The following is a 14,771-nucleotide window of genomic DNA, read 5'->3' on the forward strand; positions in this document are numbered from 1 at the left end:
GGCCGTATCTCAGTCCCAGTGTGGCCGATCACCCTCTCAGGCCGGCTATCCATCGAAGCCTTGGTGGGCCATTACCCCGCCAACAAGCTAATGGAGCGCGGACTCATCCCTAAGCGACAGGTTGCCCCGCCTTTGACCTCAGGAAGATGCCTTCCCGTGGTCTTATCTGGTATTAGACCTCCTTTCGGAGGATTATCCCAGACTTAAGGGTAGATTGTCCACGTGTTACTCACCCGTTCGCCACTTTACTCGCCCAACCGAAGCCGGGCTTTCTCGTTCGACTTGCATGTATTAAGCACGCCGCCAGCGTTCGTTCTGAGCCAGGATCAAACTCTCCACAACATATTAAAACATATTGATTTCAATTTGATTCCTGATTCCGAACAATACCTTTCAAAAAAGGAACGCTCATGTTCGGATCGTTTGGAAACTTCAAATAGAAAAGGGTCTCGAAATTCAAATAATTCCGGACCTACAGTAAACCTGCAGGACCCGCCTCTTCTTAACAATCCGATGGCTATTAAGTTGTCAAAGAACAGTCACAAAAAATCTGCCGACAATTTCTCCGGCAGACACCCAGTATAAGGGGCTGCCAAACACATGTCAAGTGCTTTCTTCAGGTTATTTTCGTAAAGAAGTAACTCCTCTGAAGCGAATCTAATATACGAAAACATCTCCCAAAAATCAAGCTCTTTATCTTAGTCGCACCACTTGGCGTCATCGACCATCTTCTCTATCGGCGGGCCATCATAATACTTAACCCAGTGGGTGTCAAGACCTATTTGAGGGAAAAAGTGCAAAGTTGAAACATTTAGCTAAGCGACAGGGATATAGGATGTTGCACTGCGTTGTGAGGTGCTTTGTGGGGTGCGAATGCGGTTGATTGGAATGCGATGACGGGGAGACGACCGCAGTGGGACTGATTTCCAATAAGATGACCTGAAGAGCATTGGTGGGGATTCATGTCTTGAGGGGATTTTCCGATATGAATTAAGTAATAGCAAAGATAAGGAACGAAGGAGGTAGCAAGAGAAAATGAATATACTAATTGTCGAAGACTCAGTGATCATCCGCAGGGTTATAGCGAAGGTAGTCAAGGCTAATGGATTTACACCTCTCGAAGCTGAGAACGGTGCTGACGGCTTGGTCAAACTGCGCAAACATTATTCCAATATCTGGCTGGTTGTGCTCGACTGGAATATGCCGATCATGGACGGGTTTGAGGTTCTGACCAGAATGAGAGCCACCCCTGAGTACGATAGAATTCCAATCCTTATGGCCACCGCCGATGGTGCTGAGGACGATGTTGTAAAAGCCCTCAAGGCTGGAGCAAATTCGTATCTGGTGAAACCGTTCGCCGAGGAAGCTCTCTCTGAACGAATCAAGGAGCTATTGCCCAACCGTCCCGGAGTGTCGCAATAGAACGTTAATTCATTTCAAGGGGACCGGAAAAAGATCAAGGTAATCCATAAGTGAAGAGTCTTAGCTACATAACAAGCCGGGACAATCCGCCAGCTGACCTCGGTAGAATACTCGAAAAGTACGGGCAACTTACTTCCATTGTTCCCGATGGATCCATGCCTTCAACTGTTCCAGATATCGTACTGGTGGAGGACGATATTATCTCTGACGATTCGCCTTTGCCTGAGGCGATCAAGACAGCCCAAACTCTGGGCATTCCGATAGTTCTCGTGAACGTTCTGGCGGAGAATAATAGCCCTGACGCCAAGTTGTCAGAAATCGCCTACGGGATGATTTCCAGGCCGTTTCTACCGGAGACTGTTGAGAGTGTGTTGCAGTCGCTTCCCGACAGAGCGCTGATGACCAAGATCATCAGCAGTGCTCTTCAGGCGGTTATCTACGTGCTTGAGACAACCACAGGCTCATCCGTTCGTCAGAACCAGGATGCAACCCCCCCGATCGGAGACGACAAAGGTTATTGTGGCAGCGTTCCTCTGTCTGGTGATGTTGATGGCACCTTGACCGTGCTGCTCCCCTACAATCTGGCCGTACAAACAGCCGCGCGGATTCTGGGCTGCGATTCATCGAAAGTCAAACAATCGTGGATCCGCGACGGCGTCGGCGAAATCACAAATCAAGTCGCCGGACGTTTAAGAACCGAACTCTCCCATGAGGGACGAGATATCGTCATCGCCATTCCGGAAGTAAAGGAATCCAAACCGTGGCACTGGACGAAGAATGGGCTTGAGGATTCCTTCTATTTAGAATGTCTGGGCTATCAGTTTATTCTACAACTGTCGATCCGTATCAAAGTCAAAGCACCGATGTCTACCTGATTCGACACCGCCCTTCTTACTATACATTTGCCTGAACTTCCACTTGATCGGACACATCTGGCGCTCCATCACGTTCTATGGGATAATTGACCCCAGAGCCTGGTCGATGTATACTGTTGTTCTAATTACGGTTGGTGTGCAATCTGAAGCTCTCACAGACAAGGAGCGTAAATCATCGTGCCTGACTTTGACAAAGACGGAACACTTTGCCACCTCGATTGGGGACGGAGTGGAGTCGAACGAGCGGCAACTCGGGGGGATCTAATTATAGTTGTCGATACGCTCAGCTTCTCCACAACGGCGATCACAGCGGTCGAGAACGGTGCAGTCGTGTATCCGTGTCGAGAGGATGACGACCCGCACAAACTGGCGCAAAGAGTGAATGCCGTAGTGGCTGTTGGAAGAAAAGAAGTACCACAGCGCGGTCGGTTCTCCCTCTCCCCTCTCACCTGCACCGAAGTAGAGTCGGGCACACGAATAGTATTACCGTCGCCCAATGGCGCTACCTGTGTACGAGTAGCCCTGGGACCATCATCGAGAATTCTAATCGGTGCCTTAATCAACGCGCGTGCAACGGCGACGATGGCAGGCAAGGTTGCTAAACCAGATTGCCAATCAGCAGGAATAACGGTTATCGCATGTGGTGAGAGATTCAAGATTCCTACCGCCGACGGAACGATTCGCTTTGCTCTTGAAGACTATCTCGGGGCCGGAGCAATTCTGTCATACATTGATTCTGTCAAGACACCTGAAGCCAGAGTGTGTGAAACCGCATTCATTGGCAACCGGGATAGATTGACCGACATTCTATTGGAATGTGAAAGTGGTCAGGAGTTACGAGAGATCGGTTTTGGCGATGACGTTCGCTACGCATCGCAGTTGAATCGTAGCGATACCATTCCTATATTGCGTGATGGTGTTCTGACAGCGTGAATGCTATGCGCTTAGCCATTCTTTTGCTTGACACTGTAGCCAGGATTCGTATACTTAAGCATTGAAGAATTGATAGTCTTTTATACAATACCGAATCTGTTCCGCAATCAGGCTTCGCGGTTTCGCAGATTTCTGACTACTGACAAATCACCGTGATCTGTGCGAATCCTGCAGCCAGAGAAGCAGAACGATTTGAATCTCCAAGGAGGTGGATTTATGAAACGAGTGGGTTTGATTCTCACACTGACCACAGTGGCTGTGCTTGGCATAGCTACAGTGGTGAGCGCAGGAATTACGATTGAGAAGTCGGGGCCGGGAGCAGCCCCGGGAGACTCGATTTATTCGGGTGCAGAAGTCCGATTTGACGTTCGTCTGCACAATAATTCCGGGGGTAACATTGACGGCATGACCAATGGGTTCATAATGTATTCACCCGACGGGGCTGCTTGGGCTCCACCTGTTACCACTCTGGACTCCGGATTTGTGATCGCCTTTGACCTGGATCGCGGTATCAATGAATTCAGCGTTGACGGTATGGGTGCCGATACGATCGGTATCTGGGGAGTCAAATTGCACGGCTCGGGACTCCCAAACGGATACGACGGTATCATTGCAACTATGTCAACTTCGGTTGATACGTCCCAAGTGGGTAAGACACTTTGCATCGACTCAGTGTTCTTCCCTCCTTCAGGATACTGGCTGTGGGCTATTGACGGCGGCACAAATTACCATCCGTCGTGGGGAGGACCGTATTGCTATCCGATTATTCCAGGCTCTTCTGTTCCGGACGGTGGCATCACGGTAGAGCTGTCGGGTCCTGGCGCGGGTCCGGGAAACACGATCAACTGCAACCAACCCGTGACGTTCAATATTAATCTGGATAACACAACCGGCGAATTCATTCAGGGCATGACCAACGGATATAGAATATACTCACCGGATGGTGCAACCTGGCAGCCGCCAATATCGGATACAGTCGGCGGGTTAGGTGCCTATCTTGACGGTGGCGTCTTTATCAATGAGTTCAGTATTGACGGCATGGGCGCAGATACGATCGGGCTGGGTGGATTCTACATGTTTACCAACGGCATTCCGCCCGGCTATAACGAAACGGTCATGACAATTACAACACAAGTAAGCTGTGTTGATAGCGGTTTTACGCTGTGCATTGACTCCAGTTTCTACCCACCGGTCAGCAAATGGCTTTGGTCCACTTCGGGAGGGAATGTCTATCCATCTTGGGGGGGACCATATTGCTATGACATTGCATACAACGACCCACCTCCGGACCCCGGTGCAGTCATTCTTGACCATGTCACCGGATCGCCTGGCGGTGATTCTATTGTCACCGGTGCGCCAATAACTTTTCATCTGAGGATGAACAACACGACCGGGGTTCCCATCGAAGGATTCTCTCACGGCTTCATGGTCTATTCACCGGATGGCGCCCAGTGGAGTAACTCCTGGGGTGACACAACAGGTTCCCCCCTCTTCCCTCATCTTGATGGTGGTCTGTTTATCAACGAATTCAGTACCGACGGAATGGGCGCTGATACGGTCGCCTTCGCTGGGTTTAGGATGTTCCAACCGGGAATTCCGGTAGGATTTAATGAGGTAACCTATAGCATACACATCGGCCCGATAGACTCGTCATACGTTGGGCGGCATATTTGTCTGGATTCGTGCTTTTTCCCACCCGGTGGAGATTGGATGTGGTCTGTTGCATTAGGGACTGAAGAGCATCATCCCAACTGGGCAGGGCCACACTGTTTCACCATTATACCAGGACCGGATTCACTTGGAGGACCTCCTGATTCTCTGATCGTACCCTCGGTCGTGACTGGCCCATGCAACGCTGTTCAGCCAGTGTCGGTGAAACTGACGCAGCACATCAAGGGAGCATCAATCCCGCTGGCTATACCGCCAGATGTTGAGGTAGAGAGTATCAGTTTCGAGGGTTTGATTACCGAAGGCTGGAACTACAATGTGTCCCAGATTAAGCCTGATTCGGGCTTCATCTATGTAGCCCTCGCTAACTCATCTGGCTATATGATTCCGCCCGGCGATCATGTTGTATTCAACGTTCATTTCAACCATGCGGGCAACTGCGACACGTCGGCAATCGTCAGATGGGATACAGCCCTTGATGAAGATCCTACGCGACACCTTCTCTTTGCCGATGCGACCAATTTTGATCTGCCAGCCGGTTTTGACTACTACCGTGACGTCACCATAGTGCCTGAGTATCTACCGGGTGATTTTGATGGCGACGGAAACGTGATAATTATGGACCTTACCGGACTTGTCGCCCATCTCTTCCTAGGGGGACCTGCCGCGTGTGTGGCAAATGCGATGGACATGAATGCCTCATGCACCGGTCCGAATATTGCAGATCTGACTTATCTTGTAGACTACCTGTTCCAGGGTGGTCCGGATCCGAATTGCGGTTGTATTGGTGACGCTCCAGCCCCAGCCAAGATTGCTTCTGATATCATGGTGGTCCGGAGTTACGAGAATGGTTATACCACGATAGCGATTGAAACACCGATCACGCTGCGCGGTGTTCAATTGGAGTTGATCGGTAATTCCGGTGGCATACCAACTAGCCTGCTTGGCAGCGAAATCGACATGATCCATGGCAGCGACGGTTCGGTCATCAGGATTGGTTTACTCGATCTTGACGGCGCATCGGTTATCGCCACGGGGATCACGCAAATTGTCCAACTCGAAGGTGAATATCAGGTAAGCGAAGCGGTGGTGTCCGATGCACAACATCAAGACTTCACGGCCACGATTGCTGGTAAATTGGAAAGTCTGCCTGACGACTTCACCCTGGAGCAGAACTATCCGAACCCATTTAACCCGACTACCGAGATTGGCTTCAACCTTCCTAAGTCGTCGAAAGCCAGACTCGAAGTATACAATATTATGGGGCAGCGTGTAGCGGTTCTCGCTGATCGTACGTTTGAAGCGGGACGGCACATTGTTCAGTGGCACAGCACTGATTCTCATGGTTCTCGCGTGGCCAGTGGTGTGTACTTCTATCGTCTGGAAACAGAAGGATTCACTGAGACAAAGAAGATGTTGCTGCTTAAGTAAGCAGAAAACCTTTTAGCTGACTAATTAGAACGGTCACTTCTTTCTTCAAGAAGTGACCGTTCTTGCGATTGGATGTGAATAGAAATCTGGTTTCGGGGTAATATTGACAGCATCAATCTGAACTGATGACAAGTTCGATAACGGTTTGACTAAGGAGAATGACGATGGCAACAACAGAACTACGAATCACCGCCCGAGATGATCTGGCACCGATCTGTCCTCACTGCCAGGTAGCACTTACCGAAGTGTATATGAGAGCTAAAGGACTAGGAGTGTTTACCGGTAAGAACGTTCTGTATTTCTGTCCACACTGCCAGAAGATACTGGGATTTGGTCAGAGTCGTATGATGTAGACAAGCGAGTCCGTGACGGGAGTGTCTGCCGCCCTCTGAAATCTACTGCTCTATCGCCTGCTGTATTTGCTGATAGAATTGTCTGGCCGTTTCGTTAGACGGGTTAATGCGGAGGCTCTGTTCGACCGCTTCCAGGGCTTGGGGTAGCTGACCGATTTCGTAATAGGTCATGCCCAGCTTGAGGTGAACATAGTCATGGAACGGGTGCAGTTGCCTCGCCCGCAACAAAACATCAATTGCGGCCTCATTGTCTCCCAACTCCAGATAGGCGGTGGCCAGATTGAAGAAAGTCTCCACCGTTTGAGGATCAATAGTAATCCCGTGTCGAAACAAATCGGCCGCCTCAAGCCAACTTCCCCTCTGCGCCAACATCATACCAAGATTGTTGAATCCCGGAGCAAAAGTGCTGTCGGCGGCGATAGCCTTGCGAAACTCCTTCTCAGCCCGGATCGGGTTGTTTTGGTCATTGAATGCATTGCCAAGCATATGTCGATTTTCCGCCTCTACTCGCTGGGGAGATAAATGCAGAATATCGTGATTACTCTCCCAGAGCAGAAGCACTCCTGCGATACAAACCAGTAACAGATTCCGTTTGTCTCGCCGGCGAGCCAGCTCAATGATTCGGACAGCAGCATAGACGGCGAACAACAATATCAATGGAATCAGTGGTTGACGATAACGAGCACAGACGAAGAACATCTGCAGCGACAATATCCACGCCCCGCTCACCAAATACAATGCGAGAAATTTACGCCACCTCCTCAGAGAAAAGAAGAAACCAAGGATCGCGAGCGGCATCAAAAGTCCAAATGGCCAATATACAAATCCATTGGACAGTAGGGGTCGTAGGATCGGTGCAAAATCGCGTGTGAAGTAAATGTCCTGATTATTGGGAATTTCGTAACCATTGACAAAAAGGCGAGCCTTCTTTATTTGCAGGGTCAGAAAGTGCCCCGGATGGGCAACGATCTCTTCCCAAGCCAGGTCGTACCAGAAATCGGAAACCTCTGATTTCTTCAGAGTCCCTCCCAGGCGATGCTCTGCTACTGCGACAGCATCACGGTATCCTCCCTGCCACGTAGGATCGATATCGCTTACCGTGGCCGACCAGCCTGTGGCTTCGGAATTGTTGCCCAAGTAAAAATTAAATCCTCCTTGCCAGGCAATGAAAACCGGGTCGTCACTGACGACATAATTGCGGATAGTAATTGGCAGGATTACGATCAACGATGCAAACCCGATGAGCGCATAACGAATGAGCGCTTTGCGCCATCCCAACTCCGGTTTCAATATGAGCCAGACCCAAAAAGCCAAAACCGGACCGGCCAGTAAGATATTCGGACGAGCCAGACCGGCAAGGCCCAATAGCAACCCGGCGACTACGAAAAGGCTCAATCGCTCGGGATCACTCTGACATCGATACAATTGGTAAACAAAGAGAGCTGTCAATAGTACCATCAAAGATGTGATCAGAAGAGTGACGTCATAATAGAGAAACGTGGGATAGAAGACAGCAAGAGAAGTCGCCCAGAAGGCAATGTTGCGGCTGAACAAACGCACCCCGAGACCATATACCAACAGAGGAAGAAACGAACCGAGGACAATCTGGATGAAGCGTACCCAATACAACGAACCACCGGCGATTTGCATGAATAACGCCAACAGGTATGGATACAGAGGAGCGCGATAGAATGGTTCTTTCGGTAATGTGTCCGAGTTGATCTGGTCGACAACCTGGACGTGATAGCCCTCATCCATGATGGGATGATCGAAGGTCGGGAATTCCTGTATCTGGTTGAGAAAAATCAGTCGCATTGTAATCGCAGCGATAAATAGTGCCAATGGCACCAGCCACGTCTGATAACGACCGAGACGTCCAAATGTTTTATCCAGATTCATATCTTCAAGATAGGAATGCCGTAGGCAGGTGACAACAAAAAGGCGGGGTACCCGTGCAAGTCCCTATTCAATAAAAACCTCCGACCCGGATCGGAGGCATCAAACTTGATAGAAAATGTACAGAAGTAACCCGCTGTTGTCGCTACCGGCGACGAGGCCGAGCACTGCGCTCGTTTATACCCCGGGGCGGGCCTTCCTGTAACTAATATCGTCAATTCTATCCATTTGTCAAGTCCGATAAGCCGGTTTTTTTTGGTCCTCCAGGTACAGTTGGATGACTAACTTCATGACTTACGAGCGACGATCCGGTTACAGGCGTGGCGATGGGGTATGTCACCCAATTGACAGTCGAAGATTTCTTCTACGGAAAACAAAATCTCCCAGTCCCAATAATAGCTCATCAACTCGCCGGACCGGAAAAGATACCGCTTTTCCTCAGCATCGGGCGCCTTCTCCACAAACGGCTTCTCCACGAAAACCATTTGAGCGTTGATGCCGCCGGGCACGGTCGCATTCTTGAAATGATCGAAACGATCCCTGCGAATGTCGGGCGGAAGGTAGTGCAGGGTTCCAGTCGAGAAGATGACATCATAGTGATTGTTCTGTAATTCACAGGTAAAGATATCACCCTGAATGGCAGTAACCGACACCCCGCTATCCACGGCCAGACGGATGGTCTTCTCAACGCCGACCGGTGACAATTCCAGAGCGGTAACATCAAAACCATGCTGAGCAAAATGAACCGCATCTCTACCTTCCCCACTGCCCAGGTCTATCAGCTTTGGACACTTTGAACCCACCGCATCTGCGAATTCCAGTACCTTGGCACACATTGACGAAGGTGTTTTCCCCCAGTAGTACTCTTCGCCAGCGTATTTTCGATCATATGGGTTCTCACTATTCATAACCACCGGTCAAGATAGTCAATGACCATACTCATAGGCAAGGAATGTCGTTGCCAATGTTCAATGACGTTCCTAACTTGAGGAGTCACAAGAGCCCTAACAGGAAGAAGGACTATGCGAAATATATTACATCATGCAAAATTACTTTCAACCTCTGTGATCTCAATCATTGTGTTGGTCATATTCTATCAACTGACCTTTGCAAATGACAGCACTAGCGTAAGTAAAGCCAACCTGGATGAAGGTCCTTACGTATTTTGGGACAACGATACATTGGCTGTTGTGCTTTACTATTGCGACGAGACGATTGTGAAACATCGTATCGTATTTACCGACACACTACACTTTGAGGGATTGTGTCACGATACCGAAGTCCAGTACTCAGTCATTGCGGGTGACTACAACATACAACCGGCAGTATTCACCGGCGTGAGTAAGCTGTTCGCTATTAGCGACATTCACGGCGATTACGAACACATGGTGAACATCCTGCAAAACGGTGGTGTCATCGATGACGATCTTCGCTGGAAGTGGGGTGACGGCCATCTGGTTGTGAACGGGGATATCTTCGACCGGGGAGATATGGTGACTGAATGTCTATGGCTGACCTACCATCTTGAGCAGGAAGCCATAGAGCACGGTGGGATGGTTCACACCCTGCTTGGTAATCACGAGATGATGGTGTTACGCGGGGACGACAGATACATACACGAAAAATACCTGAAGGGTATTGCGCGTAAGAGTCGTATCAAACACATGGACCTCTATGGACCTGACATGGCTTTGGGGCAATGGTTGCGTTCCAAGCAAGTAGTGATAAGAATCAATGATATTTTGTTTGTCCATGCCGGTATCTCCCCAATGGTGATCGATAGCGGTCTCACACTTGATGATCTGAACCGTACGGTACGAAGCGGGATTGACATGCTGTCGTCACGTCTCGCCTTTACCGAACAGGTCAAATTCCTATTGAGTAGCCTCGGACCGCTATGGTATCGAGGCTACCACTATGAGATGGAAAATCGGTATCCACAGGCTACAGCAGATGATGTGGATCGAATACTGGCTCACTTCGATGCCGCGACGGTGGTGGTTGGTCACACTGAAGTAGACAGCTTGATAGGCCTTTATGATAACCGCGTCATAGCCATTGATATACCTGTGGATGAGCTTGGATCGCTTCAGGCGCTACTCTGGAAAGACGGCCGTTTCTATCGTGTGTCGGGTGATGGTAAGTTGGCGGAACTGCGCTGACAACGATTTCACAGGCAGAGCCATCGATTTGCTCGGGTTGTGACACTGAGATCACTCCTGCGAAAGCAGGGGTCCAATCATCGCGAGTCCGCGCCAGCGGACGTGGCGATCTCATGGTCCCGATTACCTTATCACAATAACGACTTGCCCACTAAGATGCGTCGCCGCCTGTGCTTCCACGAGTTCGCCCTCGCCATCCCATTCCACCAATGCTCCACTCACTATGTCCTTGTCGGTATGAAACGAAGTGACCAGAACACGAGTTGAATCTCCAACGTTAGCAAAATACAGATTCAATTCCGGATCGATCAGCGACGGGTTGACAACACCTTCGAAGATCATATATACGACCGACAGACTGTCATCGGTAGCGAGAGCAACACGGCTCGGGAATCGGATCAACGCTGCCTCACCGGTCGGAAACGATAACCACAAGCCTGGCTTATATAGTTCGCCGTTAGGACCCGGCAATATCCACGGACGTAGCTCTGGAGGGTCAGGAAAGCTGAAGTCATCCTCGAAGTCTTTGTCGATGATGCGTGCCATTAGAGCCAGATCCGCGATTGTCAAGGGATTACCGTTCATATCCATGTCTGAGGCTGCTCGTTGAGCATCTTGATGCGTGAATATGCTGTCCCCATATAAGAAATAGTTCATAAAGACTCGCTCATCATCCAACTCAATCGAGAGTCCGTTCAAGTTCATATCACCCCGACCATCAATTGACTCGAAACACACAACACCAACCACACCGTTGACATATGTGATACTGCGTAGTGTTGGCTCACTCTTGGCATTATCACAGTCATGTAGCGCCCCGAAAAATGTAGGTACTGATGTATCCGGTCTGGTTATCTCCCATTCGTACGGCTCATACACCCTATCGGACAAAAGCACAGTTGAACTGCCAACCTCCGACTCTCCCTCGTCGACCCTGACAATCGTATTGTCATCGCAGTCCCACCAGCAGAAACGTATTGGCAGGTTCATGCACGTAAAGGTACGGTCATTGGTCAGTTTGAGATCGAGCGTGAAGAGAAGAGTAGACATCGAATCATTGTCGCCACCGCCGAGATATACCGGCTTGGAGAATACTCCTTTCACGCGAACAGTATCGTACGGCCACCTATCTTGAGCTTTCAAGTCTGGTGGTCCCGCATGGTAAACGAGAGATTCCCATTCAGCCGTCGAATCGAAATCTCCGGGGGTAACACCCAAGAAAGTGAAACCCATGGAGTAGTAGGCGAAAAGAAAGTCAAACTCTGTTACCTCAGCCGCCTGCCCGGAAATCATGACCCTGACACCCCTCACCATGCCCAGATAGGCGTAGTCGATTTTTTCAATCTGCACCGTAAGCGATCTCGGTGGTTCATTGGCATGTACTGTCGTCCAACAAAACGACATTACCACAAACAGACTAGCGCATAGCAGAGATTTCTTAATCATGTGGTTCATGTAATTATGGCGGTCACTTCCGATGGGATTTATTGCTTGTCTGTTATACAACATTCTGCGCGCTTCGATTCACGCCGTGTCTGTCACCCTACATGGATTAATTCTGGTTATGGTTCCTCCCAAATAAGACAATTCTTGTTTATGTCTGTGCAACAACTCGTAATCAAAACTGAACCTCCACATCCCGGCGGTCGGATTCGTCAACCTCAAACAAATCTTTGCGCGTGTAGCCCAACATGCGGGCAACGAACATGTCTGGAATTTGTTCTATTCGGATATTGAAAGTGTTGACTGAATCGTTGTAGAATTCACGCCGGTCGGCAATCTGCTCTTCGATCTCACTGATACGTCCCTGAAACTGGGCGAAACTTCGGTCCGCTTTGAGTTCCGGGTAGTTCTCTGCCACCGCAAACAGCGACTTCAGAGTTGAAGTCATCATGTTGTCGGCTTTGGCTACATCTCCAACCGACTTGGCATCAAGAAACGCTGTTCGGGCTTGAGTTATCTTGGTAAGAACACCCTCTTCGTGTTTCATATACCCCTTGACTGAACTCATCAGTTTTGTCAACTCGTCGTGACGCTGTTTCAAGAGCACGTCGATATTGCTCCAGGCCTTCTGGATATTGTTTTTCAATCGCACCAGGGAGTTGTAGACACCGATCAACCAACCAATGATTACGATTACTACCAGTAGGATTCCAACACCGATAACTGTCCAAAGCATTTCCATATTATCAACCTCCTGAGACAATTCCCATAGCCATGAAGAGCAGCAGGACACCTGTAACCAGAAAGATGCCACCAATGATCAAGCACATCAGCATTGTCTTCTTTATGTTCTTAAGAACAGCTTTCTCGCTCTTGTCCGAGATGATGAATGTCTTTTCGTTCTTGCCACGTTTGATCACAATGTTTCCGGGGGTATCGGGACTATTTGCCGCTGTACCCAGCACAAACAGGCCATCGCCCGGTTCGATATAATACTCATAGTACTTGCGGTCCCCAACATTCGTGACTTGAAGACCTTTTCGCTCTTCCATCGGTTGAAGCGGATCCCCTTCAAGGAGGAGCGAGGTGGTGTCGTTCGGGTTGAAAGTCTTGAGTGCCTTGACGATTCGAGGGATAGATTTGAGGGATGCAAGAAATCCCTGTCCCTTCTGGTAAAACACTTTTTTGTGAGTGACCACAAACTCCGCCTTGTCAGGTTCCACCAACGCCGTGCCTGTTTCGTCCTTGGCAATAAAGGGTACACTCCTGTCGCCTGACCCAACCACTTCCCATTTTCTTGTAGAGCCGGATTTTTTTGAAGAACTCGATTGACGATACTCCTTGATCTCGAATTTGTAGTAAACGCATTCTGTTTGAGAAAATGGAGATTTGATAAGTTTGTCCGCTTCAACATGGCCGTGGATTTCGATAACACCCATAGCCATCGACTTGATCTTGGAACGCGGAATATCACGAATGAGGCGATACTTCCGCATCTTGATAAACCCCAGGAAAAAGGTAAAACCGCCGATCAGAACAAACGCTGCAGCCATGAGATAGTCTTCAGTGCTTGTCATCCCTCGTTCCTCGCAATGGAGTTATTAATTCTCTATTATATCTAGCTGCATTGGCGATGTCCAGTTGTAAATATTCCTTAGTCAGGAGACGACAAGTTCTCTTGTGCGATGAGATCAACGATGACAGACCGAGACAATGTTCAGCTAACCGTCAATCTCGCCAAGCAATGGAACAAAACGAACTTCATAGAGAACTTCCTGCTCAATGCCGGTGGGAGTCCTGACCAGTCCGAGCAAGTCCTGCCGTCCGGTTGTGCCTCTATCAACGGGGATCACCATCCTCCCCCCCTCCACCAATTGGTCACATAATGTTTGGGGTATAGCAGGTGCTGCGGCTGTGACTATGATCGCGTCGAAGGGAGCGGCCTCGGGCCAGCCTTCCGAACCGTCGCCAAGCATTGTCTGAACAGAAGCATAGCCCAGTCGATTCAGTCGAGCCTGGGCGTCTTCCAGCAATCCGGCTATCCGCTCAATAGAAAAGACGTGGGGGGTTATTTCGGACAGGACTGCGGTTTGGTATCCGCACCCCGTACCAACTTCAAGGGCCTTGCTTTCGGGGTCAAGGCGTAGGTATTCGGTCATAGACGCTACAATATATGGCTGAGAGATTGTCTGCCCCCGACCAATCGATACTGGACCATCATGGTAAGCCTTGTCCTGAGATTGCTCTGGAATAAACAGGTGGCGTGGCACGGTTCGCATGGCATCCAGCACGGCCTTGTTTCGAATCCCCCGACGGACCATTTGCTGGTCAACCATCCGCAGACGACGTGCGATGAAATCTGCATCATCGGGGTTGTTCATATTCTCGTCTTTTGTCATACCGTCTCGCATTAGTCCTGTGAAACAGTATGGTAATCAGAAAATTATCCTGCAACAAATAGTATTGGCAGTCGAACTGGGTAATATCTTTAGAAGTGTGTAAAAGACAAAAGGTGTATCCTAGAGTTTTCAATGACCCACAAAGGAGACACCTAATGCCTTATCGAGAATTGAATTTCGACAGTCACA

General features: G+C 49.4%; 12 protein-coding genes and 1 rRNA gene. 6 read left to right on the forward strand and 7 right to left on the reverse strand.

Features of this window, described 5'->3' with window-relative positions; translation table 11 throughout:
* Window positions 1–342, reverse strand: a 16S ribosomal RNA gene (locus KOO62_12600); the annotation flags it as partial.
* A gap of 693 nt (window positions 343–1,035) precedes the next feature.
* On the opposite strand from KOO62_12600, the gene KOO62_12605 reads away from it, so the two are divergent.
* The 5 genes from KOO62_12605 (at window position 1,036) to KOO62_12625 (ending at window position 6,682) form a co-directional block, all read left to right on the forward strand.
* Window positions 1,036–1,422 carry a response regulator gene (locus KOO62_12605; protein ID MBU8934822.1) on the forward strand — a complete coding sequence of 129 codons (387 nt, stop codon included), beginning with the start codon at window positions 1,036–1,038 and terminating at the stop codon, window positions 1,420–1,422.
* Between the two features lie 50 nt (window positions 1,423–1,472).
* Window positions 1,473–2,297: a chemotaxis protein CheX gene (locus tag KOO62_12610; protein MBU8934823.1), complete on the forward strand. Its 825-nt coding sequence runs from the start codon at window positions 1,473–1,475 to the stop codon at window positions 2,295–2,297.
* A 177-nt stretch (window positions 2,298–2,474) separates the two neighbouring features.
* Entirely contained in the window at window positions 2,475–3,230 is a 756-nt protein-coding gene (locus KOO62_12615; protein MBU8934824.1) for a 2-phosphosulfolactate phosphatase, read from the forward strand.
* Window positions 3,231–3,446: 216 nt separating this feature from the next.
* Complete coding sequence (locus tag KOO62_12620; GenBank protein MBU8934825.1) at window positions 3,447–6,329, forward strand: T9SS type A sorting domain-containing protein; 2,883 nt, start codon at window positions 3,447–3,449, stop codon at window positions 6,327–6,329.
* A 164-nt stretch (window positions 6,330–6,493) separates the two neighbouring features.
* A complete protein-coding gene (locus KOO62_12625) occupies window positions 6,494–6,682 on the forward strand; it encodes a hypothetical protein (GenBank protein ID MBU8934826.1) in 189 nt (62 codons plus the stop codon).
* Window positions 6,683–6,724: 42 nt separating this feature from the next.
* Here the strand turns inward: KOO62_12625 and KOO62_12630 are convergent, their stop codons facing one another.
* On the reverse strand, window positions 6,725–8,581 hold the full coding sequence (locus KOO62_12630; GenBank protein MBU8934827.1) for a glycosyltransferase family 39 protein: 1,857 nt from the start codon (window positions 8,579–8,581) through the stop codon (window positions 6,725–6,727).
* Window positions 8,582–8,865: 284 nt separating this feature from the next.
* A complete protein-coding gene (locus KOO62_12635) occupies window positions 8,866–9,486 on the reverse strand; it encodes a methyltransferase domain-containing protein (GenBank protein ID MBU8934828.1) in 621 nt (206 codons plus the stop codon).
* Between the two features lie 114 nt (window positions 9,487–9,600).
* Here KOO62_12635 and KOO62_12640 point away from each other — a divergent pair, with 114 nt between their 5' ends.
* On the forward strand, window positions 9,601–10,740 hold the full coding sequence (locus KOO62_12640; protein MBU8934829.1) for a metallophosphoesterase: 1,140 nt from the start codon (window positions 9,601–9,603) through the stop codon (window positions 10,738–10,740).
* A 123-nt stretch (window positions 10,741–10,863) separates the two neighbouring features.
* On the opposite strand, the gene KOO62_12645 is transcribed toward KOO62_12640, so the two are convergent.
* The 4 genes from KOO62_12645 to KOO62_12660 all read right to left on the reverse strand — a co-directional run bounded on the left by KOO62_12645 (window position 10,864) and on the right by KOO62_12660 (window position 14,564).
* Window positions 10,864–12,186, reverse strand: coding sequence for a hypothetical protein (locus KOO62_12645; GenBank protein MBU8934830.1), 1,323 nt, complete (start codon window positions 12,184–12,186; stop codon window positions 10,864–10,866).
* A gap of 172 nt (window positions 12,187–12,358) precedes the next feature.
* On the reverse strand, window positions 12,359–12,919 hold the full coding sequence (locus tag KOO62_12650) for a LemA family protein (protein ID MBU8934831.1): 561 nt from the start codon (window positions 12,917–12,919) through the stop codon (window positions 12,359–12,361).
* A gap of 10 nt (window positions 12,920–12,929) precedes the next feature.
* A complete protein-coding gene (locus KOO62_12655) occupies window positions 12,930–13,760 on the reverse strand; it encodes an E3 ubiquitin ligase family protein (protein ID MBU8934832.1) in 831 nt (276 codons plus the stop codon).
* A 144-nt stretch (window positions 13,761–13,904) separates the two neighbouring features.
* A complete protein-coding gene (locus tag KOO62_12660) occupies window positions 13,905–14,564 on the reverse strand; it encodes a protein-L-isoaspartate(D-aspartate) O-methyltransferase (GenBank protein ID MBU8934833.1) in 660 nt (219 codons plus the stop codon).
* Window positions 14,565–14,771: the final 207 nt, after the last annotated feature.

The sequence above is a fragment of the Candidatus Zixiibacteriota bacterium genome, from assembly GCA_019038695.1.
In the GTDB taxonomy this organism is placed as follows: Bacteria; Zixibacteria; MSB-5A5; order GN15; family FEB-12; genus B120-G9.

Bases quoted from the DNA above. Each gene is read 5' to 3' on its own strand.
- KOO62_12660 (MBU8934833.1), bottom strand. From the start codon at position 14,564: ATGAACAACCCCGATGATGCAGATTTCATCGCACGTCGTCTGCGGATG.
- KOO62_12625 (MBU8934826.1), top strand. From the start codon at position 6,494: ATGGCAACAACAGAACTACGAATCACCGCCCGAGATGATCTGGCACCG.
- KOO62_12635 (MBU8934828.1), bottom strand. From the start codon at position 9,486: ATGAATAGTGAGAACCCATATGATCGAAAATACGCTGGCGAAGAGTAC.
- KOO62_12650 (MBU8934831.1), bottom strand. From the start codon at position 12,919: ATGCTTTGGACAGTTATCGGTGTTGGAATCCTACTGGTAGTAATCGTA.
- KOO62_12645 (MBU8934830.1), bottom strand. From the start codon at position 12,186: ATGATTAAGAAATCTCTGCTATGCGCTAGTCTGTTTGTGGTAATGTCG.
- KOO62_12620 (MBU8934825.1), top strand. From the start codon at position 3,447: ATGAAACGAGTGGGTTTGATTCTCACACTGACCACAGTGGCTGTGCTT.
- KOO62_12640 (MBU8934829.1), top strand. From the start codon at position 9,601: ATGCGAAATATATTACATCATGCAAAATTACTTTCAACCTCTGTGATC.
- KOO62_12605 (MBU8934822.1), top strand. From the start codon at position 1,036: ATGAATATACTAATTGTCGAAGACTCAGTGATCATCCGCAGGGTTATA.
- KOO62_12655 (MBU8934832.1), bottom strand. From the start codon at position 13,760: ATGACAAGCACTGAAGACTATCTCATGGCTGCAGCGTTTGTTCTGATC.
- KOO62_12630 (MBU8934827.1), bottom strand. From the start codon at position 8,581: ATGAATCTGGATAAAACATTTGGACGTCTCGGTCGTTATCAGACGTGG.